The sequence below is a fragment of the Kocuria sp. KRD140 genome, from assembly GCF_017168375.1.
GTDB classification, from domain to species: domain Bacteria; phylum Actinomycetota; class Actinomycetes; order Actinomycetales; family Micrococcaceae; genus Kocuria; species Kocuria marina.
In genome coordinates, this window is sequence record NZ_JABFAW010000004.1 from 276,985 (window position 1) to 303,581 (window position 26,597).

Annotated in this window: 23 protein-coding genes and 2 tRNA genes; 9 read left to right on the top strand and 16 right to left on the bottom strand. The window is 66.5% G+C overall.

What is annotated here, in order from left to right; translation table 11 throughout:
• Positions 1-55 precede the first annotated feature (55 nt).
• Positions 56-601, bottom strand: a complete 546-nt coding sequence (locus tag J1M36_RS05410; protein WP_064845494.1) for a peptidylprolyl isomerase — start codon at positions 599-601, stop codon at positions 56-58.
• A 167-nt stretch (positions 602-768) separates the two neighbouring features.
• On the opposite strand from J1M36_RS05410, the gene J1M36_RS05415 reads away from it, so the two are divergent.
• Positions 769-1,674, top strand: a complete 906-nt coding sequence (locus J1M36_RS05415) for a hypothetical protein (protein ID WP_098053827.1) — start codon at positions 769-771, stop codon at positions 1,672-1,674.
• A 202-nt stretch (positions 1,675-1,876) separates the two neighbouring features.
• Here J1M36_RS05415 and J1M36_RS05420 read toward each other — a convergent pair whose 3' ends face one another.
• The 11 genes from J1M36_RS05420 to dnaA all read right to left on the bottom strand — a co-directional run bounded on the left by J1M36_RS05420 (position 1,877) and on the right by dnaA (position 14,681).
• Positions 1,877-3,172 carry an Nramp family divalent metal transporter gene (locus J1M36_RS05420; protein WP_206478813.1) on the bottom strand — a complete coding sequence of 432 codons (1,296 nt, stop codon included), beginning with the start codon at positions 3,170-3,172 and terminating at the stop codon, positions 1,877-1,879.
• Between the two features lie 261 nt (positions 3,173-3,433).
• A tRNA-Ala gene (locus tag J1M36_RS05425) sits at positions 3,434-3,506 on the bottom strand.
• Positions 3,507-3,559: 53 nt separating this feature from the next.
• A complete protein-coding gene (locus J1M36_RS12990) occupies positions 3,560-3,682 on the bottom strand; it encodes a hypothetical protein (RefSeq protein WP_255359867.1) in 123 nt (40 codons plus the stop codon).
• Between the two features lie 49 nt (positions 3,683-3,731).
• Positions 3,732-3,805: transfer RNA gene (locus J1M36_RS05430), tRNA-Ile, on the bottom strand.
• Between the two features lie 92 nt (positions 3,806-3,897).
• On the bottom strand, positions 3,898-4,380 hold the full coding sequence (locus J1M36_RS05435; protein ID WP_035962792.1) for a DUF3566 domain-containing protein: 483 nt from the start codon (positions 4,378-4,380) through the stop codon (positions 3,898-3,900).
• Positions 4,377-7,103, bottom strand: coding sequence for a DNA gyrase subunit A (gene gyrA / locus J1M36_RS05440; protein ID WP_206478814.1), 2,727 nt, complete (start codon positions 7,101-7,103; stop codon positions 4,377-4,379). The genes J1M36_RS05435 and gyrA overlap by 4 nt, the downstream gene beginning before the upstream one ends.
• A gap of 74 nt (positions 7,104-7,177) precedes the next feature.
• Positions 7,178-9,247: a DNA topoisomerase (ATP-hydrolyzing) subunit B gene (gene gyrB, locus J1M36_RS05445; RefSeq protein WP_206478815.1), complete on the bottom strand. Its 2,070-nt coding sequence runs from the start codon at positions 9,245-9,247 to the stop codon at positions 7,178-7,180.
• 239 nt (positions 9,248-9,486) lie between these two features.
• Positions 9,487-10,080: a DUF721 domain-containing protein gene (locus tag J1M36_RS05450; RefSeq protein WP_064845489.1), complete on the bottom strand. Its 594-nt coding sequence runs from the start codon at positions 10,078-10,080 to the stop codon at positions 9,487-9,489.
• Complete coding sequence (recF, locus tag J1M36_RS05455; RefSeq protein WP_206478816.1) at positions 10,077-11,324, bottom strand: DNA replication/repair protein RecF; 1,248 nt, start codon at positions 11,322-11,324, stop codon at positions 10,077-10,079. The genes J1M36_RS05450 and recF overlap by 4 nt, the downstream gene beginning before the upstream one ends.
• Positions 11,325-11,328: 4 nt before the next feature.
• Entirely contained in the window at positions 11,329-12,453 is a 1,125-nt protein-coding gene (gene dnaN, locus J1M36_RS05460; protein WP_206478817.1) for a DNA polymerase III subunit beta, read from the bottom strand.
• Between the two features lie 599 nt (positions 12,454-13,052).
• The gene (gene dnaA / locus J1M36_RS05465; RefSeq protein WP_064845487.1) at positions 13,053-14,681 is read right to left on the bottom strand and encodes a chromosomal replication initiator protein DnaA; all 1,629 of its coding nucleotides are present in this window, start codon (positions 14,679-14,681) and stop codon (positions 13,053-13,055) included.
• Between the two features lie 458 nt (positions 14,682-15,139).
• On the opposite strand from dnaA, the gene rpmH reads away from it, so the two are divergent.
• The 8 genes from rpmH (at position 15,140) to J1M36_RS05505 (ending at position 21,610) form a co-directional block, all read left to right on the top strand.
• Complete coding sequence (gene rpmH, locus J1M36_RS05470; protein WP_035962803.1) at positions 15,140-15,277, top strand: 50S ribosomal protein L34; 138 nt, start codon at positions 15,140-15,142, stop codon at positions 15,275-15,277.
• 28 nt (positions 15,278-15,305) lie between these two features.
• Positions 15,306-15,647, top strand: a complete 342-nt coding sequence (gene rnpA, locus J1M36_RS05475) for a ribonuclease P protein component (protein ID WP_193519203.1) — start codon at positions 15,306-15,308, stop codon at positions 15,645-15,647.
• Positions 15,648-15,714: 67 nt separating this feature from the next.
• Positions 15,715-16,152 carry a membrane protein insertion efficiency factor YidD gene (gene yidD, locus J1M36_RS05480; RefSeq protein WP_064845486.1) on the top strand — a complete coding sequence of 146 codons (438 nt, stop codon included), beginning with the start codon at positions 15,715-15,717 and terminating at the stop codon, positions 16,150-16,152.
• A complete protein-coding gene (yidC, locus tag J1M36_RS05485) occupies positions 16,149-17,129 on the top strand; it encodes a membrane protein insertase YidC (RefSeq protein ID WP_064845485.1) in 981 nt (326 codons plus the stop codon). The genes yidD and yidC overlap by 4 nt, the downstream gene beginning before the upstream one ends.
• Before the next feature lie 13 nt (positions 17,130-17,142).
• Positions 17,143-17,685: a R3H domain-containing nucleic acid-binding protein gene (locus J1M36_RS05490; RefSeq protein ID WP_064845484.1), complete on the top strand. Its 543-nt coding sequence runs from the start codon at positions 17,143-17,145 to the stop codon at positions 17,683-17,685.
• A 137-nt stretch (positions 17,686-17,822) separates the two neighbouring features.
• Positions 17,823-18,413 (top strand): 16S rRNA (guanine(527)-N(7))-methyltransferase RsmG, encoded by a 591-nt coding sequence (gene rsmG, locus J1M36_RS05495; RefSeq protein ID WP_342358293.1) that lies wholly within the window; start codon positions 17,823-17,825, stop codon positions 18,411-18,413.
• Positions 18,414-18,674: 261 nt separating this feature from the next.
• A complete protein-coding gene (locus tag J1M36_RS05500) occupies positions 18,675-19,535 on the top strand; it encodes a ParA family protein (RefSeq protein ID WP_342358290.1) in 861 nt (286 codons plus the stop codon).
• 824 nt (positions 19,536-20,359) lie between these two features.
• The gene (locus tag J1M36_RS05505) at positions 20,360-21,610 is read left to right on the top strand and encodes a ParB/RepB/Spo0J family partition protein (protein ID WP_241246874.1); all 1,251 of its coding nucleotides are present in this window, start codon (positions 20,360-20,362) and stop codon (positions 21,608-21,610) included.
• Positions 21,611-21,766: 156 nt separating this feature from the next.
• Here J1M36_RS05505 and J1M36_RS05510 read toward each other — a convergent pair whose 3' ends face one another.
• From J1M36_RS05510 to J1M36_RS05525, 4 genes are all read right to left on the bottom strand, one after another.
• The gene (locus tag J1M36_RS05510; RefSeq protein ID WP_206478819.1) at positions 21,767-22,954 is read right to left on the bottom strand and encodes a peptidoglycan-binding protein; all 1,188 of its coding nucleotides are present in this window, start codon (positions 22,952-22,954) and stop codon (positions 21,767-21,769) included.
• 152 nt (positions 22,955-23,106) lie between these two features.
• The gene (trxA, locus tag J1M36_RS05515; RefSeq protein WP_085107233.1) at positions 23,107-23,442 is read right to left on the bottom strand and encodes a thioredoxin; all 336 of its coding nucleotides are present in this window, start codon (positions 23,440-23,442) and stop codon (positions 23,107-23,109) included.
• An 88-nt stretch (positions 23,443-23,530) separates the two neighbouring features.
• A complete protein-coding gene (trxB, locus tag J1M36_RS05520; protein ID WP_206478820.1) occupies positions 23,531-24,568 on the bottom strand; it encodes a thioredoxin-disulfide reductase in 1,038 nt (345 codons plus the stop codon).
• 102 nt (positions 24,569-24,670) lie between these two features.
• Positions 24,671-26,539, bottom strand: coding sequence for a hypothetical protein (locus tag J1M36_RS05525; protein ID WP_206478821.1), 1,869 nt, complete (start codon positions 26,537-26,539; stop codon positions 24,671-24,673).
• Positions 26,540-26,597 lie beyond the last annotated feature (58 nt).

The window sequence follows — 26,597 nt, forward strand, 5'->3', positions numbered from 1 at the left end:
GACGAAGCCCACCCGGGGACCGGGTGGGCTTCGTGCCGGGCGTGAAAGCTGCGGGTCAGAGCTTCTCGATGTCGATGGAGGTGATCACGCAGTCCTCCACGGGACGGTCCTGGCCGCCGGTGCGCACGTTGTTGAGCTCGTCCACGACCTTCTTGGACTCGTCGTCCGCGACCTCACCGAAGATGGTGTGCTTGCCCTGCAGCCACGTGGTGGGCGCGGTGGTGATGAAGAACTGGGAGCCGTTGGTGCCGCGGCCGTTGCGGGTACCGGCGTTGGCCATGGCCAGCATGTACGGGGCGTTGAAGTTCAGTTCAGGGCTGATCTCGTCGTCGAAGTTGTAGCCCGGGCCACCGATGCCCTGGCCCAGCGGGTCCCCGCCCTGGATCATGAAGTCCTTGATGATGCGGTGGAAGACGACGTCCTTGTAGAGCGGGCCGTTCTGCTTCTCACCCGTGCGGGGGTCCGCCCATTCCTGGGTGCCGTCCGAGAGACCCACGAAGTTCTTGACCGTCTTGGGCGCGTGGTTGCCGAAAAGGTCCACCACGATGTCCCCGTGGTTGGTGTGGATGGTGGCCTTGTGCGTGGCGATAGCGGAAGTCATGATTCACATTGTGGCACGGCGTCCTCGGGGCCGGCAGAACGCTCCCGAGGTGTTCAGCGCACAGTGAAAAGGGCTGGGGTGTCGCTTTTCCCCGGGAATCCCGGGGTTGTCAGACCGTATGCTGAAGGTGGAGATTTTTACGGTCACCACTGTAGGAGGGACACACAATGAGCTTGTTCAAGAGCAAGGCCCAGAAGCAGACCGAGCACGCCAGGAAGAACGCCGAGTCCAAGGTCGTCAGCGCTGGGGACTGGCTCTCCAGCGAGATCGGTGAGCTCGGGGAGAAGCTGCAGCACGGCGTGCAGGCGGGTGCGTCCGCCCTCGCGAGCGGTGTGGAGGCCACGGGTCCCTACGTCCAGGACGGTCTGGGCAAGGCGCAGAACCTCGGTGAGGACATCAAGCACCGCGGCGAGAAGGCCAAGGCCGCCGGTGCCGCTGCCGCCGCCCCCATGGCCGCGAAGGCCGCCAAAAAGACCGCCGAGGGCCGTGCCGTGGCGCAGGACAAATACTCCGGCGCCGTGGCCGCGCTGGCCTCCAAGGTCGCCCACGCGGACACCTCGGACCAATTCGACGCCCTCGTGGCCAAGCTGACTGGTGACAAGAAGACCGTCAAGCGCATCCAGAAGGCCGCGAAGAACTCGGCCAAGGAATACGCCAAGCAGCAGAAGAAGGCCCAGGGTGGCCACAAGGGTCTGCTGCTCCTCGGTCTCCTCGCCGCCGGTGGCGTGGCCGGTGTGGCCGCGTGGCGCGCGTCCCGCCCGGTGCAGGACCCCTGGAAGACCCCCGTCACGGCCTCCCCGCGTGTATCGGCTTCCCCGGTCAACACGAACTCCACGGTCGCCGCCGGCACCGGTGTGAAGGTGGACGACGTCAAGGACCCCACCTCCTCCGCCCAGAAGGCGGGCACCGCGTCCCAGGCCGCCCACCGCGCCTCGGACAGCGTGAAGTCCGTGGCCGAGGACGCCAAGCAGACCGTGAACGAGGTCAAGGAGCAGATCAAGGGCTCCAAGACGGACGACATGGGCACCCCGGACAACCGCTCCAAGCACAACCCGGGCGATCCCAAGCACTGAGCCGGTTCTCGCGCGTCGACCGCGCGTGACCCGCACGACGACGGCGCCGCATCCCTTCGGGGGTGCGGCGCCGTCGTCGTACCGGAATGAACACACGAACCCGTGCATGGCGAGCGCACGGGCTACATGGAAGGAACGCATGAGTCGTTCGCTGCGAACGCACGGGCCGTGCGGGGAGACCCGCGGCCCCGTGCGGTGGGACTCAGGAGAAGATGTCGGAGACCGTGTCCCACATCTGGTAGACGCCCAGGATGATGAACAGCACGGCGCAGACCACCAGGACCGCGTTGGTGAACACACCGTTGCGCCAGCGCTTGGGCGTGCGGGACGTGTTGAGCAGTCCCAGCAGCGTGACCGCCAGGAACGGCATGAACAGTGCCCCGAGCACGCCGTAGAGCAGGATGAGGAATACAGGCCGGTCCATCAGGAGCAGGAGCATGGGCGGGAACGTGAGCCACAGCAGGTAGAACTTGAAGTACTTCCCGCCGTTGCGGGTGTCCGGATGGCCGCTGGGCTTCTTGCGGATGTTGCCCCAGTAGTCCGCGAACATGAGGGACACCCCGGACCACACACCCACCACGGAGGAGAACGAGGCCGCCCAGAATCCCACGAGGAACGCGATGCCGATGACGTCCCCGTAGCGGTCGCGCAGCACCCGGTCCAGGTCCAGCAGGCCCTTGTCCCCGGCGCTGATGGCGTAGCCGGCGGAGTAGAGGACCTCGGCACCCACCACGAGCATCGCGAGCACGAAGATACCGGTCACGGTGTAGGCCACGGTGTTGTCGAGCTGCATCACGCGCATCCACCGCGGTTGGTGCCAGCCCTTCTCCCGCAGCCAGTAGCCGTAAGCCGCGAGGGTGATCGTGCCGCCCACGCCGCCGGCCAACGCGAGCGTGTAGACCACACCGCCCTGCGGGATCACGGGGATCAGCCCGGTAAGCATCTGAGGGATATTGGGCAGGGTGATGATCGCGAGCCCCACCATGACCAGGAACATGATCCCCACCATGGCCGCGGTGATCTTCTCGATCACCGCGTAGCGCCCCGCCCACACGATCACGAACCCGATCAGGCCCATGAGGATGGCCCACGCCCACAGGGGCAGGATGGGGAACAGCGCGGCGAGCGGCAGGGCGGAGGAGGACATGGCCGTGGCGCCGTACACGAATCCCCAGATCAGGATGTACGGACCGAAGTACCAGGACGTCCACCGGCCCAGGGAGCGCCAACCCTCGAAAATGGTGCGCCCGCTCGCGAGCGAGTACCGACCGGCGCCCTCCACGAGCACAATCTTCATGATCGTGCCCGCGATGACCGCCCACAAGAGGGTGTAGCCGTAGCGCGAGCCGGCGGTCAGCGTGGCCACCATGTCCGCGGCACCCACGCCCGTGGCCGCCACCACGAGACCGGGACCGATCAGCTGCCACCGTTTGACCTTCTCCAACGACTCATCGGGGTCGATGGACGGAAGGGGTTGCAGCGGGGTCTTGTCGCGCATCGGGGGCTCCACACTTCGGGCATGAATCAGGTCACAGTTGTGCTCATGCAGTCTTTCACGCGGGGTGCGCCACACTCCTTCGGTGGCGAAGTATGGCTGGTGTGTCCCCGCCGAGGACCGGGGACGCGCACGCAAGGCCGGGGACAGGAGGAACCGGGCCAGGACGAACCGGATGAAAGCGGATGAGCACGGACCAGGAACAGGCCCGGCACGAAGGAACCCCCGGGGACCGGCGCTGCGGTCCCCGGGGGTTCTCGGATGTGGAGCCTAGGAGATTCGAACTCCTGACATCCGCCTTGCAAAGGCGGCGCTCTACCAACTGAGCTAAGGCCCCGTGTTCAATTGTGGTGCTGATCCTGCAGAACGCGGATCGCGGGACCGGGACGGTCAGTCCACGGGGTCCACGGCCGAATTCCACGCCTCTCGTTTGGCTTCCGCCTCGCGCCAAGACTTGAAGGCTGCCACGGACAAGCCGGCCAGTGCGGCCAGGGCTGCGATTCGTGCCTTCATGGGGACCCTCCGAACGAGATCATCTCGCGGTTGGCGGGAATTCGATGGGTGGGCGTACCAGGAATTGAACCTGGGACCTCTTCGTTATCAGCGAAGCGCTCTAACCGTCTGAGCTATACGCCCTCAGCGTGCACCGCCAGAATCGTCCTCTGATCGGCCACGCCAAGACTTTACCGGAGTTTCATCCGCCGCACAAAATCGGGCGGACCGCGGGATCAGTCGTCGGTCAGGGTCACCCCGATGCCACCGATCAGGGACGCCGCGATGTTGTACACGAGCGCCCCGAGCACGGACAGCACGGTCAGCAGGATGACGTTGACCACGGAGATGATCGTGGCGAACAGGGCCACGTTGCCGAGCGAGAGGAACCGCTTGATGTCCGCTCCCCCGGCGCTGCCGCCGAGCATGGACAGCAGTTCGTTGATCCCGTCGAACAGCCCGGTGAGGCTCAGCACGATCCACAGCACCAGGGACGCCACGACCGTGATGATCCCGAGCGCCACGGAGAGCAGGAAGGCCAGCTTGAGCACGGACCACGTGTCCACCTTGGACACCACGAGCCGTGCGCGGCGCACCTTGGCCCGGGGGGCGGGTCGCACGAGTCCCTTGCCGGAGCTCTTGGCGCTCTGCGGGGACGGCTTCTGGGGGGAAGAAGTCTTCACGGGCTGGCCCGCCTTCGAGGCTGAGCTCGCGCTCATGCGTCACCTCCGTTGTCGTTGTGCTCCAACGCTACTGCATCGTCGTCACCGACCGGCGCAGCGGCGTCGGCACCGTCCTGGCCCGCGGGGACGTCCGCGGTCGTGACTTCGGGGGAGTCCATCGTGGAGCCGGGGGCGACGTCGCTCGGCCCGGTGGCCTCGGCGGCGTCCTCCTCCGCGACCTCCTTCTCGATCTCCCGCTCGGCGTTGCGGGCAACCCCCACGATGGCGTCGTTGGGACCCGGCTTGGCGAAGATCACACCCATCGTGTCACGGCCGCGGGCGGGGACCTCGCTCACGTTGGAGCGCACGACCTTGCCGCTCTCCATGACCACGAGCACCTCGTCGTTCTCGCCCACGATCAGCCCGCCCACCTGGCCACCGCGGACCTCGGCGAGTTTGGCAACCTTGATGCCCAGGCCACCGCGGCCCTGCACGCGGTACTCCTGGACGCTCGTGCGCTTGGCGTAGCCGCCCTCGGTCACCACGAACACGTAGGAGTCGTCGCTGACCACGTTGGCGGAGAGCAACTCGTCCCCGGGGCGGAACTTCATGCCCGTGACACCGGAGGTCGCGCGACCCATGGGGCGCAGGGCGTCGTCGTCAGCGGTGAACCGCAGGGACTGGCCCAGGCGCGAGATCAGCATGACGTCGTCGTCGGTGTTCACGAGCATGGCCGAGACCAACTCGTCGTTCTCGCGCAGGTTGATCGCGATCACGCCCGCGGAACGATTGGTGTCGTAGTCCGTGAGCCGCGACTTCTTGATCAACCCGTTGCGGGTCGCGAGCACGAGGTACGGGGCGTCCTGGTAGGAGTGCAGCTCCATGACCTGGGCGATGCGTTCCTCGGGCTGGAACTCCATGAGATTGGCCACGTGCTGGCCCTTGGCGTCCCGGCCGGCCTCCACGAACTCATAGGCCTTGACGCGGTAGACGCGCCCGAGGGTCGTGAAGAACAGGATCCAGTTGTGGGTGCTCGTCACAAAGAAGTGCTCCACGACGTCGTCGCCGCGCAACTGCGCGCCCTTGATGCCGCGACCACCTCGGTGCTGGGCGCGGTACTCGTCCGCGCGGGTTCGCTTGACATAGCCGTCGCGCGTGATGGTCACGACCACCTGCTCCTGCGGGATGAGGTCCTCCATGGAGACGTCCCCGTCGAAGCCGTAGAGCACCTCGGTGCGGCGGTCATCACCGTAGTGGTCCACGATGCCCTGCAGTTCCTCCGAGATGATCTCGCGCTGACGCTCCTCGGACGCGATGATCGACTCGTACTCGGCGATCAACCGCTGCAGCTCGGCGTGCCGGTCCTGGATCTTCTGCCGTTCGAGCGCGGCCAGGCGGCGCAACTGCATGTTGAGGATCGCCTGGGCCTGGGCCTCGTCGATCTCGAGCAGCTCCATGAGCCCGGTGCGTGCCTGCTCCACGGTGGGCGAGCGCCGGATCAGGGCAATGACCTCGTCCAGGGCGTCCAGGGCCTTGAGCAGGCCGATCAGGATGTGCGCTTCCTCCTGCGCCTGCTTGAGGCGGTACGTGGTGCGCCGGACGATGACTTCCATCTGGTGGGTGACCCAGTGGTGCACGAACGCGTCCAGGGACAGCGTCCGGGGCACCCCGTCCACGAGCGCGAGCATGTTCGCGGAGAAGTTCTCCTGCAACTGCGTGTGCTTGTAGAGGTTGTTGAGCACGACCTTGGGTACGGCGTCCCGCTTGAGCACGATCACCAACCGCTGACCCGTGCGCCCCGAGGTCTCGTCGCGCATGTCGGCGATGCCCTGGACCCGCCCTTCCTTGACGAGGTCCGCGATCTTGATGGCCAGGTTGTCCGGGTTGACCTGGTACGGCAGCTCCGTGACCACGAGGCACGTGCGGTTGTGGATCTCCTCCACACTGACCACCGCGCGCTGCGTGATGGAACCACGACCGGTGCGGTAGGCCTGTTCGATGCCCTTGTGGCCGAGGATCTGCGCCCCAGAGGGGAAGTCCGGACCCTTGATCCGCTTGATGAGTTCTTCGAGCAGGGTCTCGCGGTCCACGTGCGGGTTCTTGAGGTACCACTGCACGCCGTCCGCGACCTCGCGCAGGTTGTGCGGGGGGATGTTGGTGGCCATGCCCACCGCGATGCCGGAGGAGCCGTTGACCAGCAGGTTGGGGAACCGCGCGGGCAGCACCACGGGTTCCTGCTGCTTGCCGTCGTAGTTGTCCTGGAAGTCCACGGTGTCCTCGTGGATGTCCTGGACCATCTCCATGGCCAGAGGCGCCATCTTGGTCTCGGTGTACCGGGGGGCCGCGGCGCCATCGTTACCGGGGGAACCGAAGTTGCCCTGCCCCAGCGCGAGCGGGTAGCGCATGATCCAGTCCTGGATCAGTCGCACCAGGGCGTCGTAGATCGCGGAGTCACCGTGCGGGTGGTAGTTGCCCATCACGTCGCCCACCACGCGCGCGCACTTGTTGAACGAACGATCGGGGCGGTAACCGCCGTCGTACATCGTGTAGAGCACCCGCCGGTGCACGGGCTTGAGACCGTCCCGCACGTCCGGCAGCGCGCGCCCCACAATCACCGCCATGGCGTAGTCCAGGTAGGAGCGCTGCATCTCCGTCTGGAGATCGATCTGCTCCACGCGGTCGCCCGTGATCGCCACCTCGTCGGTCACGACGCCGTCGCCGGCCTCGGGTGCGTCCTGCGGGTCCACGGGGCCGTTGCCGTCCTGCGTCTCGTCACTCATGGGTTGCTGTTTCCTTCTCTCGTCCCCGGGATCATCGTTCATATTCGCGCCGGAATATTCCGGGCGTCACATGCTCAGATGTCCAGGAAGCGGATGTCCTTCGCGTTCTGCTGGATGAACTCGCGGCGGGACTCCACGTCCTCGCCCATGAGGACCGAGAACACCTGGTCCGCCGCGGCGGCGTCGTCCATGGTGACCTGCAACAGCGTGCGGTGCTCGGGGTCCATGGTGGTGTCCCACAGCTCCGTGTAGTCCATCTCGCCGAGGCCCTTGTAGCGCTGGATGCCGTTGTCCTTGGGCAGCCGGCGGTTCTCCGCCAGCCCCTTGGCCAGGGCGGCATCGCGCTCGGCGTCCGAGAAGACGTAGTTGTGCGGCGCGTTGGACCACTTGATGCGGTACAGCGGCGGCTGCGCGAGGTACACGTACCCGTGCTCGATGAGCGGACGCATGAACCGGAACAGCAGCGTGAGCAGCAGGGTGGTGATGTGCTGACCGTCCACGTCCGCGTCCGCCATGAGCACGATCTTGTGATAGCGGGCCTTCTCGATGTCGAAGTCGTCACCGATCCCCGCGCCGAAGGCTGTGATCATGGACTGCACTTCCGCGTTGGACAGCGCCCGGTCCAACCGGGCCCGCTCCACGTTGAGGATCTTCCCGCGCAGCGGCAGGATCGCCTGGTGCGCGGGATCGCGGCCCTGCACGGCGGAACCGCCCGCGGAGTCACCCTCCACGATGTAGATCTCGGAGACCGTGGGGTCCTTGGACGAGCAGTCCTTGAGCTTGCCCGGCATGCCCCCGGACTCCAGCAGGCCCTTGCGTCGTGTGGTCTCGCGTGCCTTGCGCGCGGCCAACCGCGCCTGGGACGCGTAGATCGCCTTGCGGATGATGTCCTTGGCGGGGTTGGGGTTGCGCTCCAACCACGCCCCGAACAGGTCGAACATCTCGCGCTGAACGAAGGTCTTGGCCTCCGAGTTGCCTAGCTTGGTCTTGGTCTGCCCCTCGAACTGGGGTTCCGCGAGCTTGATCGAGATCACCGCGGTGAGCCCCTCGCGCACGTCCTCGCCCGTGAGGTTGTCGTCCTTGTCGCGCAGCAGCCTGTTCTCCCGCGCGTAGCGGTTGATGAGCGTGGTCAGCGCGGTGCGGAAGCCCTCCTCGTGGGTGCCGCCCTCATGGGTGTTGATGGTGTTGGCGTACGTGTGCACGGACTCGTTGAACGCCGTGGTCCACTGCATGGCCAGCTCCAGGGACATCTTCTTGTCCGGGTCGTCCACCTCGAGCGAGATGACGTCGTCGTGGATCAGATCGACCTTCTTGGCCGAATTCAGGAACGTGACGTAGTCCAGCAACCCGTGCTCGTAGCAGTAGACCACCCGGCGGGCGCCCGCGTGGGCGTGGACAGCGGCGTCGTCCGCGCCGACCGTCCCTCCGTCCTGTCCCTCGACCGGACCGGAGGCGTCCACGGGGGACTCCCCCGCGATCTCCTCACCGGTCTCGTCCATGACGCGCTCGTCCGTGAGCGTGATCCGCAGACCCTTGTTGAGGAACGCCATCTGCTGGAACCGCGCCCGCAGGGTCTCGAAATCGAAATCCACGGTCTCGAAGATCTCGGGGTCCGGGTAGAAGACCTGGGTGGTCCCGGTCTCGTCCGTCTGCTCGCCGCGTTCGAGCTCACCCTGGGGGTGGCCGCCGTTCGCGAAGCTCATCCGCCAGACGTAGCCCTGCCGGCGGACCTCGGTGTCCACACGCCGGGACAGGGCGTTGACCACCGAGATGCCCACGCCGTGCAGACCGCCGGACACGGCGTAGCCACCGCCGCCGAACTTGCCGCCGGCGTGCAGGATGGTCATCACGACCTCCACGGTGGGCTTGCCCTCCGTGGGGTGCATGTCCACCGGGATGCCGCGGCCGTTGTCGCTCACGCGCACGCCGCCGTCCGACTGGAGGGTCACCTCGATGTGGTCGCAGTACCCCGCGAGCGCCTCGTCCACGGAGTTGTCGACCACCTCGTAGACCAGGTGGTGCAGGCCGCGGGGGCCAGTGGAACCGATGTACATCCCCGGGCGCTTCCTGACCGCCTCGAGGCCTTCCAGAACGGTGATGTCGCTCGCGCCGTACTCGTGCTGTAGGGGATCCTCTGTAGCCACGGGGTCTCCGGTCCTCCTGCGTAATCGATGGCGATCATCACCCGGCCCATATGAATACAGCCGATGAGACGGCTCGCGGCTCATCGGCTGGCGGGACGGGAAGATCTTTGGCTTCCCATTCTACCGCATGAAGCGCTGGACGGCCCGCAGACGCCCCGGAGCCCCGCCGCGCTGGGTGGACCCATTTTCGGGGTGCGGTGCGCCTCGCGCGCTTCTGGCGCGTTTTTGGCACTTTCAGCTCACCCGTAGGTGTCCCGCGGCCCCCTGCCCTGCACCGACCAGCGCCCCCGTTTCCAGCTCGGCCCCACGGGACCGTGGATCTCGAGCCGCGTGACGATCCCCTCCCCCAGCTTGTCCGAGAACTTCCTGATGATCTGGGGTTGGATCAACCGCAGCTGGGTCGCGTAGGCCGTGGAGTCGCAGCGCACGCGCACCACGGTGTCCTCGAAACTCTCGGGCCACGTGTGCTCAGCGTTGCGCGCCCCCACGAGGGACGGCCAGTCCGCGAGCACACTGCTCACGTTCACGGGCGTCTTCCAGCCCCTGTGGGTCATCAGCGCGTCCACCACGGTGGACAGCGCTCGGGGGTCCCGCGCGGAACGCCCCGGTCCCGAGAAGCCCCCGAGCTGCCGCGGATCCACGCCGTAGCGGTCCCGCGCGCGCAATGCCGGGGAGCCCGTTCCCTCCTCCATGGCCGTGCCGAAAGCGCGCATGTTCTTGGCCGCGGCCGCCTTGGACAGGGGCGTGTCCCCGCGGTCGCGGGCGGCCTTCCGGGCCCGTTGCAGGGCCACGGCCGCCGCGTCCACGACGTCGCGATGCACGGGCTCGCTCACGGCTGCTCCGCCTGGGGAGCGTTCTGGTTCCCGCCGGACCCGGGCTCGGGTCCGGACTCGGGCTCGGGTCCGGCCGACGACGCTGCGCGGTTCCATACCGCCCCCGGCTCCACCTCGATCACCGTGGGCGAGTCCTCGAGCAGCGCCGCGGGTAGGTCCTCGTCCACCGCGGCGGTCACGAGCACCTGCTCGGCCTGCCGCACGAGCTCGGCCAGGCGGCGTCGACGGCGCGCGTCCAGTTCCGCGAACACGTCGTCCAGGATCAGCACGGGCGCCGAACCCCGGGCCGGATCGTCGGCGAGGTGGACATACCACGAGCCCAGGCGGAGGGCCAGGGCCGTAGACCAGGTCTCCCCGTGGGACGCGTAGCCTCTGGCGGGGGTGTCGCCCAGCCGGATCACGAGGTCGTCCCGATGCGGTCCCACCAGGGTGATCCCGCGATCCCGCTCATGACGTGCCATGCGCTCAAAGGCATTCATCATGAGCTCGTAGAGGTCCGTGACCGAGAAGTGTTCGAGCGCTTCCTGATCGGCACCGGGTGCCACGGACGAGCTCTCGTAGCCCAGGGACACGTGCTTGGGCCCGTCCGTGAGCTGTTGGTATGCCCGGTCCACCTCGGGCTCCAAAGCCTTGAGCAACTGCAACCGCGCACCCATCACGGCCGCGCCGGCGCGCGCGAGCTGGTCGTTCCACACCGCGAGCGTCGCACGATCCGAGTCCGAGAACCCCCGGGAGCGCCGCGCCGATTTCAGCAGGGCGTTGCGCTGCTTCAGCGCCCGGTCGTAGTCCGAGCGCGCGGCACCGAGCACCGGCCGCATGGCCGTGGCGAGATCGTCCAGGAACCGCCGCCGGTGGGACGGATCCCCCTTGACCAGGGTCAGGTCCTCCGGGGAGAACAACACGGTGTGCAGGGTCCCCAGGGCCTCACGGGCGCGGACCGGGGCCGCTCGGTTGATCCGCACGCGATTGGCCCGCGCGGCGTTGAGTTCGTACTCGAGGACCGTGCGCTGTCCCCCGCGGTTGACGCGTACCCGGATGATCGCCTGGTCCGATCCCGTGGTGATGAGTGGTCCGTTGCCCGAGACGCGGTGGGAGCCCAGGGTCGCGGCCCAGTCGATCGCCTCCACGATGTTGGTCTTGCCCACACCGTTGGGTCCCACGAACACCGTGAGACCCGGGGCAAGGGGGAGGTCCAGACCGGGGTAGGTCCGGAAGTTGGCGAGCGACAGGTGGTCTACGAACACACGATCACTGGTTGGGCAGACGCACCGGCATGAGCAGGTACTTGTAGTCCACGCTGTCCTCGCCGTCGGGCTCGCTCTGGGCCGAGAGCACGGCCGGCTTCGGAGGGGCCGTGAACGAGAACCGGACGTAGTCGGAGTCGAACGCGTGCAGTCCCTCGGAGAGGTAGGTGGGGTTGAAGGCCACGGTGATGTCATCCCCGTTGAGCTGGGCGTCCAGAATTTCGGACGCCTGGGCGTCCTCCCCGGTTCCCGCGTCGAGCGCGACCCGGGACTCGCTGAACGCGAGTCGCACGGGGGTGTTGCGTTCGGCTACGAGGGACACGCGGCGCACCGCTTCCACGAGTTCCGAGGTCTTCACCACGGCGGTGATCGGTGTGTGATCCGGGAACAGCGAGCGGATCTTGGGGTACTCGCCGTCGATCAGCAGGCTCGTGGTGCGTCGTCCGCCGGATTCGAATCCCACGAGTTCCGTGTTCTGAGCGAGCGCGATGTTCACGTCCCCGGAGGATCCCAGGGTCTTGGCGATGTCATTGAGCGTCTTGGCCTTGATCAGGGCCGCCGTGGAGATCGTGGGATCGGAGGGCCGCCAGGTCAGTTCCCGCATGGCCAGCCGGTAGCGGTCGGTGGCCAGCAGGGTCATCTTCTCGCCCTCGATCTCCATGCGGATGCCCGTGAGGATCGGCAGGGTGTCGTCCTTGGACGCCGCGATGTTGACCTGTGCCACGGCGTGCGCGAACTCGTCCCCGGCCACGACGCCGGACAGGTCCGGCAGTTCGGGCAGCTGGGGGTAGTCGTCCACGGGCATGGCCGCGAGGTTGAATTTGGCGGAACGGCACGTGAGGGTGACCTTGCCGCCGTCGGCCTCGAGCTGCACGGGAGCGGAGGGCAGCGAGCGGCAGATGTCCGCGAGCAGACGGCCGGAGACCAGGGTGGTGCCCTCCTCGAGGACGTCCGCGCTGATGGTCAGGCGCGCGGAGATCTCGTAGTCGAAGCTTGCGATGGACAGCGAACCGTTCTCCGCCTTGATGAGCAGTCCGGACAACAGGGGGACGGGAGGCCGCGGTGACAGCGAACGGGCAGTCCAGGTGACTGCTTCAGCCAGTACGTCGCGCTCGACCGAGAACTTCACGGGGTGCCCCTCTTTGGTTCGGAACCGAAGTGTTTTGTCTGCATGGTATCCGGCCGCGGGGACGTCATCCGAACCCCCGGATCGTCAGGTTCGGACAGGATCCGCCCGTGGCGGTTCCTGGATTCTTGTAATTACAGAGATCCCGGGGACCCGTTCGGCCGGGGAGAACCGGATTTTTGTTATTCGGTCGATCTTTTCTTAAGGGGTAGAAGTGTTAATAACCCCTGTGGACTCTGTGGATAACTGTCTGTTCCTCAGGAATCCCGCGGTTCGGGGGTGTTGATCCGGTGTGGATGATTGTGGATTGCCTTGTGCTTGCTGAGTGCACAACTTCCGCGTGATTCCGCGGATTCCACAGGCTCGCCCACCGACGCGCGGCGGTTGTCCACCGCCTGTTCGGGGTTGTCCACAGATTTTTCCACACGGCCCTGAACAGGACTGTGCACAGCGCGTCCACACCCCCGGATTTTCCTGTGCACCGTGGGCGGCGAAAGCAGTGGATCCGCGGGCTCGGCCTGTGGACGAATCACAAGAAGAACGGGCCCCCGGAACCGTGTTCCGAGGGCCCGTCTCCGGGTGTCGCGTGATCGGGGCGGGTCTTAGCCCTCGCGCGATTGTTGTTTGATCCGGTTGGTCAGCTCCGTGACCTGATCGAAGATCTGCCGGCGTTCGGCCATGAGCGTGCGGATCTTACGGTCCGCGTGCATGACCGTGGTGTGGTCCCGCCCGCCCAGTTCCTGCCCGATTTTGGGCAGGGACATGTCCGTGAGTTCCCGCAACAGGTACATGCCGATCTGGCGCGCGGTCACCAGGGTGCGCGTGCGGGACTTGGACTTCAGCTCGTCCAGGGTGATGTTGAAGAACGCGGCGGTCTGCCCCAGGATCGAGGCCGCGGTGATCTCCTGTCCCCCGTCGTCGGTGATCAGATCCTTCAACACGAGCTCTGCGAGCGGGAGATCCACCGGTTGCTTGTTGAGGGACGCGAAGGCCGTGACCCGGATCAACGCCCCTTCCAGTTCGCGGATGTTGGTGGAGATGTGGGAGGCGATGTACTCCATGACATCGTCCGGGGCGTCCATCCCCTCGCTGATTGCCTTCTTGCGCAGGATCGCGATCCGGGTCTCGAGCTCGGGCGGCTGCACGTCGGTTATCAGTCCCCACTCGAAGCGGGAGCGCATCCGCTCGGCGAAGCCCGTGAGCTGTTTGGGCGGCATGTCCGAGGTGATCACGATCTGCTTCTCGTGATTGTGCAGCGCGTTGAAGGTGTGGAAGAACTCCTCCTGCGTGTGCTCCTTGCCCGCGAGGAACTGGATGTCATCGATCAGCAGCAGGTCCACGTTGCGGTAGATGCCCTTGAAGGACGAGCCCTCGTCGTCGCGGATGGAGTTGATGAAGTCGTTGGTGAACTCCTCCGAGTTCACGTACCGCACGCGCAGCTTGGGGTAGAGCCGCTTGGCGTAGTGCCCGATCGCGTGCAGCAGGTGGGTCTTGCCGAGACCCGAATCCCCGTAGATGAACAGCGGGTTATATGCCTTGGCGGGGGTCTCTGCGACCGCGAAGGCTGCGGCGTGGGCGAACCGGTTCGACTGGCCGATCACGAAGGAGTCGAAGACGTACTTGGGGTTCAGTCGGGCGGAACTGTCCCATTCCGAATCCGCCGGGCTGGTGTCCGAACCGTTGCCGGTGCTGAGCACCTCGCGCTGTTGCGGCCCCGGGGGCGCGGCTTCGGGTAGGCGGCGCGGGGGCAGATCGTCGTACTCGCCGGCGCCGTCGCCGGGCTCGGTGGTTGCCAGGCCGGCCGGGGAGCGCGGGACGCTCTCGCCCGACGGCGCATCGCGGCCGGGAGCAGGCTGGAAGAGTCCGGGCGTACGTTCGGCTTCGAGCTCGTTGAGCGAGGGGATGGTGCGGTCGGAGGACCGCGCGTCGGTCGCGGCGCGAGTGGTGGGCGGCTGGACCTCGAGCTCGGGGTCCACGACGAATGCCACGAGCGTGTCCGCTCCCAGAACCCGGCCCACGCTCTCGTCCAGGATCTCGGACATGGGGCGGTTCTGCAGGAATTCCCGCGTGGCCTCACTCGGGACCGCGATCAGCAGCGTGGTGCCCATCAGGCCGCGGGGTTCACACACCGCGATGGTCCCGCGTGCCCGTCCCGTGACCCGCGGGTTCTCGTTCATGACGCGGACGCACTCTGCCCATTGCTCGAGCAAAGCCCTGTTGTCCTGCTGCATGAACGACTCCTGACGTGAGATACGGGGAAGCCCCAGTTTTCCACAGACTTGTACACAGCGGTGGATAACCTCGTGGGGGCGGCCGCAAACCTCAGCCTAGAGCATGGTTCCGGGCTCGACATAGCCCGTCGGAGCCGGTGCACAGAACTACAACTGTGTAGTTCCCACCTGGGGATAACTTGCTCTGGCGGGGTGTGATCCGGCGCTTTTCCACATGCTCCCGGGGGGCGGTGTACACACTTGTGGAGGGACGCGGCCGCCCGTCTGGCAGCCCACCGGACCGCCGATCGTAGTGTGCGGCAATTTGACCGGTGTGGCCCTTTTGACTACTGTGAATCAGTCTTGTGCGTGTAGGATTGCGATTTCTGCGCGTCCGCATGCCCCCAAATACGTACCGCGTGCGTCCCCTGTGATCCGTCGCAGTTGGCGCGCCGTTGTCCAACCTCGTGGAGTGACTAATGCCCAAGCGGACTTTCCAGCCCAACAACCGCCGCCGCTCTCGCAAGCACGGCTTCCGTGCTCGCATGCGCACCCGTGCCGGCCGCGCCATCATCGGCGCCCGCCGCAGCAAGGGCCGCGCCAGCCTGTCGGCCTGACTCATCGTCAACTCGCGAGGTTCGCATCGTGCTGCCCACCAGGCATCGGATGCGGACCTCGGCGCAGTTCTCAGACACCGTACGTTCCGGCGCCCGCAGTGGCCGCCGGAACGTCGTCGTATCCGTGCGAAGCACCACGGAGCAGGCGTCCCGCGTGGGGTTCATCGTCTCCAAGGCGGTGGGCAACGCCGTGGCCAGGAACAAGGTTAAGCGCCGCCTGCGTGAACTCGCTGCCGTGACCGTCCGCGAACACCCGGCCGGGCTCGACATCGTCGTCCGTGCTTTGCCCGCGGCCGCCGCGGCAGGGTGGGACGAACTGGGGCGTGACTACCGCGACGCCCTGCATGCCGCGCTGCGCAAGGCGCGATGACCTCCCCGTTGCGTACGCGGCGGATGCCGTAACGTTGCTTGTACAGAGTCGAGAAGGAGGCCCGCACGTGACATCACGTCCGTCTCCCGAGCAACTCCTCGCGCGCGCGCCGCACGAGTACAACCCCGGCGGTGGCCTCGTGCGCACCATGAAGCATCTTCCGCAGAATCTTTGCATCGCCCTGCTCAAGCTCTACCGCACGATTGTCTCCCCGCTGTACGGAGACGTGTGCCGGTATTTCCCCTCCTGTTCCGCATACGCGCTGGAGGCGTTCACCGTGCACGGCGCGGTGCGCGGACTGGGACTGAGCGTCAGACGTCTGCTGCGCTGCCACCCGTGGGCGGCCGGCGGGATCGATAGGGTCCCGAGCGGCGGTCGGGAGTTCCCCTCCGTGGCCTCGACCCCCAAAATCGTTCTGCTCAACCACCCGACCCTCGTGCGCGACCACGTGCACGACTGCCCGGCCCGTGACGACCACGCGGCTCAAGGAGCCAACGCTCGATGAACTTCTTCGACATTATTCTCTTTCCCTTCAGGTGGATCGTCTCCGCCGTGCTGTGGGTGTTCCACGAACTGTTCACCACCCTCGGGATGGATCCGGCCTCTGGTGTCACCTGGGTGCTGTGCATCGTGGGCCTGACCCTGGTCATGCGTACACTGACCATCCCGCTGTTCCTCAAGCAGATCAAGTCCATGCGCGGCATGCAGGAACTGCAACCGGAGATGGCCAAGCTGCAGGCCAAGTACAAGGGCAAGAAGGACCAGCTCTCCCGCCAGGCCATGGCCGAGGAGCAGATGGCCCTGTACAAGGAACACGGATCCAACCCGTTCGCGGCGTGCCTGCCGATCATCGTGCAGATGCCCATCTTCTTCGCGCTGTTCCAGGTGCTGCGTTCGGTCCCGCAGGCCGCCCAGAACAACGAGTCCATCCACGTCCTCACGCCGCAGCTGGTCCACCAGTTCAACGACTCCACGATCTTCGGCGCTCCCCTGTTCTCCACCCTGATGCAGCCGGGTGCGGGCAACCACATGGCCACCATCGTGCTGGCGATCGTCATGATCGTGGCCATGTGTGCCACACAGTTCATCACGCAGAAGCAGCTGACCGCGCGTAACATGAGCGATGCCGCCAAGGAATCGCCCATGTACCGCCAGCAGCAGATGATGCTCTACCTGTTCCCGCTCATCTTCGCGATCGGTGGCATCAACTTCCCGCTGGGTGTGCTCATCTACTGGACAGTCTCGAACCTGTGGTCCATGGGCCAGCAGTGGTGGGTCATCCGCAACAACCCCACCAAGGGGTCCCAGGCGGAGCGTGAACTCAACGAGCGCCGTGCGGCCAAGGGTCTGCCCCCGGTGGGCATGACCAAGAAGGAGCACGAGGAGAAGCTCGAGGAGCAGCGTGAACGCGCGGCGGCGGGCCAGCGTCAGCAACCCGTGTCCAAGAAGCGCCAGAAGCAGCAGGCCAAGAAGAACGGCTGAGAGGTCGCACCCAATGAACGACATCGACGAACAGCAGCAGCTGCCCTCGCAGGACGCGCCCGCCGAGACGCAGACCCCCGAGCTCTCCCCCCTCGAGGAGGAGGGTGAGATCGCCGCGGACTACATCGAGGAGCTCCTCGACACCGCGGACATCGACGGCGACATCGACATCGAGGTCCGGGACGGGCGCACGTACGTCTCCGTGGTCGCGGAGGACGGTGACGACTCCCCTCTGCGAGAGCTCGTGGGCGAGAACGGCGAGACGGTCGAGGCGCTGCAGGAACTCGCGCGGCTGTGCGTCCTCAGCGCCACGCAGCGGCGCAGCCGGTTGATCTTGGACATCGCGGGGCACCGTGACGAGAGAGCCTCGGAGCTGCGCGAGATGGCGCAGGACGCCGTGGCCAAGGTCGAGTCCGAGGGCGGCAGCGTGCACCTGCCCCCGCTATCCCCGTACGAGCGCAAGATCGTCCACGACGCCGTCGCGGACGCCGGTCTGGTCTCCGAGTCCGAGGGCGACGGCGCCGGGCGCCACATCGTGGTCTCGGCGGCTCAGTGACCGTGTCGCGTTCCACCCCGCACCCCGCCGCGTCCGGGCAGGACAAGAACGGGTCGGGCGCCGAGGGCGCGTCGCGTCCCGCTCCCGAGCCCCAGCCAGCCCCCGAGCTCGGTGAGCACGAGACCGCAGCGCGCACGATCTTCGATGACCGCCTCGACCTGGCGCGGCGCTACACGGAGCACCTGGCGTCCTCGGGCATCGTCCGTGGACTGATCGGTCCCCGTGAGGCCCCGCGATTGTGGGAACGTCACGTACTCAACTGCGCAGTGGTGGAGAGCATGATCCCGCGGAACGCTCACGTCGCGGACGTGGGCTCGGGGGCCGGCCTTCCCGGCCTGTGCCTCGCGATCGCCCGGCCCGATCTGTCCATCACGTTGATCGAGCCGCTGGAGCGCCGTGTCGCGTGGCTAGAGGAGATTGTGGCGGATCTCGGCCTGGACAACGTCCGTGTGCTGCGGGCGCGCGCCGAGCAGGCAAAGAACGAGGTGGGCCCGGTGGATGTGGTCACGGCCCGAGCCGTCTCCGCGCTCATCGGTCTGGTGGACATCACCCTGCCGCTGTTGAAGGGTTCCGGTGAGCTGCTCGCGCTCAAGGGACGCTCCGCCCAGGACGAACTGCGCAAGGCGAGCAAGAAGTTCAATCGTTTCGGGGTCCGGTCCTCGGAGGTCGTGACCGTGGGCGAGGACCTCCTGGAGGAACCCACCACGGTGGTCCGGCTCGTGCTGTGAATCCGTCGTTGCCGGTGCGGCCTTGTCGATAAGCTACTAGGAGCACCGCACCAGTCACGGAAGGGACAGTCGATGACCGAGCCGGAACGGCCCACAGCAGGACCTACCCGTGGACACGACTTCGGATTGCCGCCTGATCCAATTTCGCAAACAAAAAAAGTTGTTCCTGATCGCGGACGCCATGTTTCACGTGAAACAGACGGTCAAGCAGGAGTGACGGCACAAGACGCGGTGGCGGATACCGCCCTGGGGAGGAAACTCGTGGAAGAGAATAAGCGCCGCGCCAAGCTCAAGAACGTGCACCTGGACCGCCCCGAGAACACGCGCTACATCACCATCAGCAATCAGAAAGGTGGTGTGGGGAAGACTAGTACGTCGGTCAACCTCGCCGTGGCGCTCGCGCAGCAGGGCCAGAACGTGATGGTCGTGGACAACGATCCGCAGGGCAACGCGTCCACCGCACTCGGGATTCCCCACGGTGCGGATGCGGACTCCGTCTATGACGTGCTCATCGACGAGGTTCCGGTGGCCGAGGTGGTCAAGGAGTCCCCCGAGGTGTCCAACCTGTGGGTCCTCCCGGCGACCATCGACCTTGCCGGTGCCGAGATCGAACTCGTGTCCGTGGTGGCTCGTGAACAGCGATTGCAGCGGGCTCTGGCGGAGTACGCGACATCGCGCGAGGAGCATGGGCTCCCCCGTCTCGACTACGTGTTCATCGACTGCCCGCCCAGCCTCGGCCTCCTCACGATCAACGCGTTCGTTGCGGCGACCGAGGTACTGATCCCCATCCAGTGCGAGTACTACGCGCTCGAAGGGCTGAGCCAGCTGCTCAACAACATCACCATGATCCAGAAGCACCTGAATCCGAAGCTCGTGGTGTCCTCCATCCTGCTGACGATGTACGACGGGCGGACCAACCTGGCGTCGCAGGTGGCCGACGAAGTTCGGCAGCACTTCCCTCGGGAGGTCATGGAGACCATGATCCCCCGGTCGGTGCGCGTCTCGGAGGCGCCGAGTTATCAGCAGAGCGTCATCACCTACGACCCCAGCTCCACCGGAGCGCTGTCGTACCTGGAAGCTGCGGCGGAACTGGCCAGCCGCGGATCCGGTGCGGCCGAGTAGGCATCTCCGATACCGCGAATAATGCAGCCCCTGTCTGCGTAGTTGGAGCTGGCGGGCGCCAGGTCGCAAAACGCTGCGCTAATAGATCTTTCCATCATGACCCCGATGTTTCACGTGAAACATCGGGGTGTTCGCATTTCAGGCGCGCGGTTGCCGCTGGTGAATGGGTCATACGAACGATCCGTTCTTGACTACGATGGATACACCATCATCACCGGGAGGAATTCATCGTGGCAGAACGACGTCGTGGTCTCGGGCGCGGTTTAGGCGCTCTCATCCCCAGCGGGGACGCCCAGGAGCAAACGACGCCGCCGGCGGTCGACTCTAGGGAGACCGCAAGTAGTGGCAAGCAGTCCTCTCGAAGCGGCGCGACCGAGACCCACGATCGGAGCTCGTCTCGTATAGCAGGTACTGCCAACAGGGTACGGGCCACCCCCGCCTCGAAGTCTGTCGACGAGGATCGCCAGAAGGCGACTTCACGCGCGACGGCGACCCCCAAGAAGACTGGTTCGAAAGGCGGCAAGACCGAGGCATCAGGCGCCGACGCTGAGGCAGTTGGTAAGAATGCCGGCCCGACCGGTGACGGCAATAGAATTGGAACCTCAGTGCGTCGGTCGTCGCGATCGACTAAATCGGGGGAAACGGGCTCCGAAAAGGGTGCGGGCACTAAGTCGGACGCGGCCAAGCCTAAGACGCAGGTGAGTTCGACCAAAGACGGTGCCGACGCCGCTGGGTCACGATCCGACGATGTTTCACGTGAAACATCCGATTCCTCGAAGGCTCCGGCATCACGTGGAAGCAAGCCGCCACGGACCCGGAGGGACATGGGCCAGGCCTTACGCAGTACAACGAATGTGCGCCGCCCGGTGGACATGTTCTTCCTGCCGTCGAGTGGTGACGAAGAAACTGATGCGGAAAACTCTGACGACTTTTCGCGTACCGACGAAGTCCGTGACTCTTCGCAGGCCGGAGAGGTGACCCCCTCGAGTGCAGCGGATGGGTCCCACCAGGAGACCGTGCGCAATACACCCACGAATGTCGGTCAGGAGAACCAGCAGGTAAAGTCTGGCTCTGGCGACGTTTCACGTGAAACATCGGTCCAATCTTCTACCACGCGGAACATAGCGCCTCCTTCCGCCTCCGCCGATGGTGCTGCGGACACCGTCGGAGAGCATATCCCCGCGGCGGATGTCATCGCGTCACAGCGGGAGGTCGTGCCTGCCGAACACTCTGCCCAGGAAGACCTGCAGAGCGTCCCCGGAGCCACCTTCGCGGAGATCTCGGTCATGGACATCCACCCCAACCGCAAGCAGCCGCGCCAGGTCTTCGATGAGGACGAGCTCGCCGAGCTCGCCTTCTCGGTAAAGGAACTCGGTGTCCTGCAGCCCATCGTCGTGCGTCCCAGTCATGAGGGGGGAGAGCAGAAGTACGAGCTCGTCATGGGCGAACGGCGTTGGCGAGCCGTTCAGAAGGCCGGTCTGGCCGTCATCCCGGCCATCATCCGGGACACAGCGGACGACGATCTCCTGCGGGACGCCCTGCTGGAGAACCTGCACCGGGCTCAGCTCAACCCCCTTGAAGAAGCCGCCGCGTACCAGCAGCTCATGGAAGAGTTCGGGGCCACTCAGGAGCAGCTCTCGGAACGGATCGGACGCTCCCGGCCGCAGATCTCCAACACCCTGCGCCTGCTCCGACTCCCGGCGCTCGTGCAGCGTCGCGTGGCCGCGGGGGTACTGAGCTCGGGACATGCGCGTGCGCTGTTGGCGCTGACGGATCCCGCTGAGATGGAGCGGGTCGCCCAGCGGATCGTGGCGGAGGGGCTGTCGGTGCGCGCCACGGAGGAGCTCGTCGCCCTCTCCGACGGTCTCAAGCGACACGCGACCAAGCGGAAGACCCCCGTAACCCGCCACGATGACCGACTGGGTTACATCGCAGATGCCTTCTCCGACAAGTTGGACACGAGCGTGAAGATCCAGCTCGGTGCGCGCAAGGGCAAGATGACGATCGAGTTCGCATCGGTCGAGGACCTCAACCGCATCATCGACGTGCTGGACCCCAAGCTGGACGCGAACTGATCTTCCGCAGCCACGACTAAGGGCCGCGATGTTTCACGTGAAACATCGCGGCCCTACTTCCATCACCTCAACAGACCAGCCGGGCGATCGAGTGTCAGCAGCAAGGCGATCAGCCTTGTCTCCAACGCATCGCTATCGCCCCATGATGAGGTGCGTTCAGCCGTCCCTACGGTAATAGTCCTGGATATCCGCCAGGCTCATTGTTCCTGTGGCGGTGGGTTCCGGAGTGGATGCCAGGACGCGCTGGAGGCCACACAGAAGCGCCTCCGCCAAACGCGCGCGGTACTCACCGCTCCGCAGCCGGGAGGCCTCATCCTCGTTCGAAAGGTATCCCAGATCGACCCATGCCGCCGCGGTACGGACCTCACGGAGTGCGCTCCACTGCCGCGCATGGCTCCCCAGGTCCAGGGCACCCGTGCGGGCCACCAGCTCACGCAGGATCATGTCCGACGCGAGCTGACCCACGGGGGAGTACGCCTGACGTGTGTCCGGTGCACCCCAGAAGAAGGTGGCCACACCCTGGGCCAGGGGCGAGGAGTTCCAATCACACTGCAGGGTGAGCACAAGGGCGTCGTCGGGGAGGACCTCGGGGACCTCGGGGACCTCGGGGACGCTCCCGTCCGAGTCCTCCGGTCCAGCACCTGACGACGAAGCGCCGGCGCCCTGGGCCGCTGCGATCACGGGCTTGGCGCCCACCGCGCGGAGAAGGTCGCGGGTGCGCTGCGCGACGTCGAGGGTGATGGCATCCTGATCCGCGGCGAACGAATCCGGGGCCCCGGTTGGGGACACCTGAGGACCGGCGCCGGAGGGCACCAGGAGCACCAGGCGATCACGGAGGGCCTCCTGGAGGCTCTCCAGCCGGTGGTGATCTCGTAGGGAGAAGGCCTTGGCCGAGGTGATCTTCTTGCGCACGCGAGCCAGCCCGGAGAGGGTATCGAGACCCACGATGCCGTCACTCGGGACACCCAGGCTGTGTTGGAGTTCCTTCACGGCGTACTCGGTCTGTCGGTTGAACACCGCATCCAGGTGCCCGTAGTAGAAACCCAACAGCGAAAGGTTGTCCTGCAGCTCCGCGACGTCGTCGCCGTGCAACGGGGCCACCTCGTCGAAGAACAGTGGACGGTCACCCAGCCTGTACTGGGCGTCGTTGAGTGCTGCCTCGGTCTCCGGACCGACCACGCCGTCTACGATGAGCCCCTTGCGCTGCTGGAACACCCGCACGGCGTGGTCCACACGGTCGTCGAAGACCGTGGGGTCCGGCACGCTGTCGCCGGCCAGGGGTAGGTCCTCGCCCTCTGCCCTGACGAGGCGTTCCCTGAGACCCGTGATGCGGCGGTCGGTCATACCGTGTCTGAGCGCGGCTCCGGGGGTGGATGGCGGCACGTGGTCTCCCTGGGGTCGGCGAGCCACTCCCACGGTGTGGTTCGCACACTGCAATTGGGTTCGAGAAAACCCGGGCCCGCGCACGTAAGTGATGCGGGCCCGGGTCGGATGTGTCACGCGGAGGGGTTGAGGTAGTCCCCGAACTCCTTCTCGAGCGCGGACTTGGGCTTGGCACCGATCGAGGTCTTGGCGACCTCGCCGTTCGCGAAGAGGTACACCGCGGGGATCGAGGTGATGCCGTACTGGGAGGCGATCGCGGGGTTGTCGTCCACGTTGACCTTCACCACGTCCACGTGATCCGCGTGCTCCGCGGCGATCGCGTCCAGCACGGGTCCGAGTTGGCGGCACGGACCGCACCACTCGGCCCAGAAGTCCACGATGGTGGGCTTGGAGTTCTCGAGCACCTCGGCCTTGAAGTTGGCGTCGGTGACGTCCTTTGCAGAGCTCATGTGCGTTTCCTTTCGATGGGTTTCCCCGCTCGGTCGCCGAATCGTTCCGGCGGTTCCGGGCGGGAGTGGGTTGTCAGGTGGGTTCGGATCAGCTGTCGAGGGCCGCGAGGTAGTGCTCCACGTCCACCGCGGCAACACAGCCCGAGCCCGCGGCGGTGATCGCCTGGCGGTAGGTCGCGTCCACCACGTCGCCGGCGGCGAAGACACCGGCCAGCGAGGTCGTGGAGCTGCGCCCGTCCACGGCGATCGTGTTGTCCACGGTCAACTCGAGCTGATCCTTCACGAGTCCTACGCGGGGGTCCGAGCCGATGGCCACGAACAGACCGGTCACGGCCAGCTCAGAGGTCTCACCCGTGACGGTGTCCTCCAGGGCCAGGGACTCCACCTTGTCCGCGCCCTGGATCCCCGTGACCTTGGTGTTCCAGAGGATCTCGATCTTGGGGTCGTCGAACGCGCGCTGCTGCATGATCTCGGACGCACGGAACCGGTCCCGGCGGTGGATCAGGGTCACCTTGTCCGCGAACTTGGTCAGGAACGTGGCCTCCTCGATCGCGGAGTCACCGCCGCCCACCACCGCGATGTTCTGCTTCTTGAAGAAGAACCCGTCGCACGTGGCACACCACGACACACCGTGGCCGGAGAGCCGTTCCTCGTCCTCGAGACCGAGCTTGCGGTACTCGGAACCGGTGGAGATGATGACCGCGCGGGCGCGCAGCACGGTCCCGCCCTCCACGGTCACGGTCTTGATCTCTCCGTCGAGTTCCGCGGAGACGACGTCCTCGTAGCGGATGTCCGCCCCGAAGCGCTCGGCCTGCTGCTGCATGTTGTTCATCAGGTCCGGGCCCATGATGCCGTCGATGAACCCCGGGTAGTTCTCCACGTCCGTGGTGTTCATGAGTTCACCACCGGCGGTCACGGACCCGGCCAGCACCACGGGGTTGAGGTTTGCGCGCGCCGTATAGATGGCGGCGGTGTACCCCGCGGGACCGGAACCCACGATGACGACGTCGTGAACGGCGTCGTCCGCGGAGGTGGTGCGGGCGTCCTCAGACGCAGCGGAGGCCTCCGCCGCGCCGCCGACCTTGAGGTTCACAGCATTCGCGAAAATGCCGGGCTGATTGCTCACTGGTACGAAACCTTTCCACGAGTCACCGCGTGTGCGGATGTCAACTACACCCAAGAACGTGGGGAGTACCGCCAGATATTCCGTTCGGCGGCGTCACCGGGTTCAGCGCACGGACAGTTCGCTGATCCGCAAGCCGTACGGGTAGCCGCCGATGGGATTGTTCAGTCGCGGCAATTCGTTCCACACCACCAGGACGTACCGGTGCGGGTCGTTCTGCGCGGCCTCGGAGAGCGGGACGCTGACCTGCGGCCCGGTGAACGAGCCCGTGCCCACTTGTTGCGCGCCGTCGAGCGACGGGCTGTCCGAGACGTACACCGTGAACTGTCCGCCGGTGCCACCGTCCTGCTGGATCGTGAGTTCCCGGACGGGTGCGGGGTCCTGCAGCTGCGCGGCGAGTCCCACGTACTGGACTAGGTTCCCGAACTGGGAGTTCGAGAAACCGTAGCTCAGCCACGAGGTCCCCGGATTGCCGTCCGTGGCCTGGCCCAGCGTGGCGTCCGTGTCGGTCATGAAGTTCGGGTCCTGGGTCACCCGCGTGACCGTCCCGATCTGCGGTGTGGCGGCCGGGCTCGGCGTGTTCGACGCCGCGGGGGAGCCCGCGGGCCCGCTCGGCGCTGCGTTCTCTTGCGGGGCCCCGACCTGTCCGAACTGCCCGGTGAGCGCACCGAGCCCGCGGAAGCCCAGCACGATCGCGGCGATCAGCGCGATGATCAGTAACAACAGCAACAGCCACCGCAGCGGACCCTTGCGGGATCGTTCGGTGGAGCCGGGCCGGGCGCCACCCGCGCCCGCCGGATCAGCGGCATGCTCGCGTTCGACGGCGTGGGCGGTGCGTGCGGCTGCGGGCTCCCTCGCCCCGTCCGCGGTGCGCGCCGCTGCGGTGTCCGTCCCCGCGGGGGAGTGCCCTGCGGATGCATTCGCCGACGACGCCGCTGCCGCACCCGCGATCCCGCCCGCCGCCGCGGTGGTCGCCGCGGCGTTCATCATCCCGCCCCCGGCGGCATGGGTCGTACCCACGCTCTCGGCGGACGCGGCGGCATCCGAACCACCGGCGGCCGTCCTGGCCGGGGCGGCGGGATCGTCCAGGGGAGCAGCGTCGTCACCAGGGGCCGTGCCGGGGAGCGACGCGGCGTCGGCGTCCGATGCCGAAGCATGCCCGGCCGCTGCACCGGAGGCCGGTGCGACCGTGCGGATGGCCGCGGTGCCGTCCTGAGCGGCGTCGTCATCGCGGGCCGAGCGGGGCGCGGAGGGCTGTTCATCCAGGCGCCCAGGCTTGCCCTCGGTCCGTTCGTAGCTCTCGTAGCGGTTGTCGCCGTCGTAGGTGGGATCGATCGCCTCGGCCGACGTCGCTGCGGTCGCCCCGGCGGCAGCGCCCCGGGTGGCTGCGCGGTCGAACATCGTGGAGCGCACGGCGTCGGGGCGGACCTTGCGCGCGAAGCCGAGCTTGTTGCGCACGGCCGGGGCGGCGGGGGCGTCGTCGTAATCGTCGTAGTCGGAGGCGTTCCAGCGCGTGACGGCGGGGCGCGCCGAGGGTTCAGGATCCCGGGAGACGGTCTCCTGCGGCTGTGTGGGGTCCGGCTCCTCGTAGATGTAGGCGGAGGAGGCGGCCGAGCGGGAGTCCCCGAAGATGTCGTCGGAGAGGGAGTAGTCGTCGGCGTCGTCGTCCTGGACCAGCAGCGCGTCCAACAGGTCCGCGGTGGGTGCATAGGAGGTGACCAGGTAGGTGGAGTCCTCGGTCTGACCCATGTCCAGGACCTGGAAGCCGCTGTGCCCGGCGCCGGCGGCCAGGGAACGCGCGTTGTCCACGAGCAGTGACTCGTGAGCCGGGGAGGGCACCAGGATTGAGACCCGGCGGCGCAGGATCTGGTCCTCGCCCTGGAGCACGTGATCGTTTTCGGCGGTGCTCAGCAGGGACGCGGTGACCTTGTAACGGCCCCCCAGAACGGCTCCAAGCGCAATGGGCTGGGACACGGTGGCTCCCTCTGGTAATCGGGCGCCACGGGGGTCGCACGGGCGCGAGAACGATCTT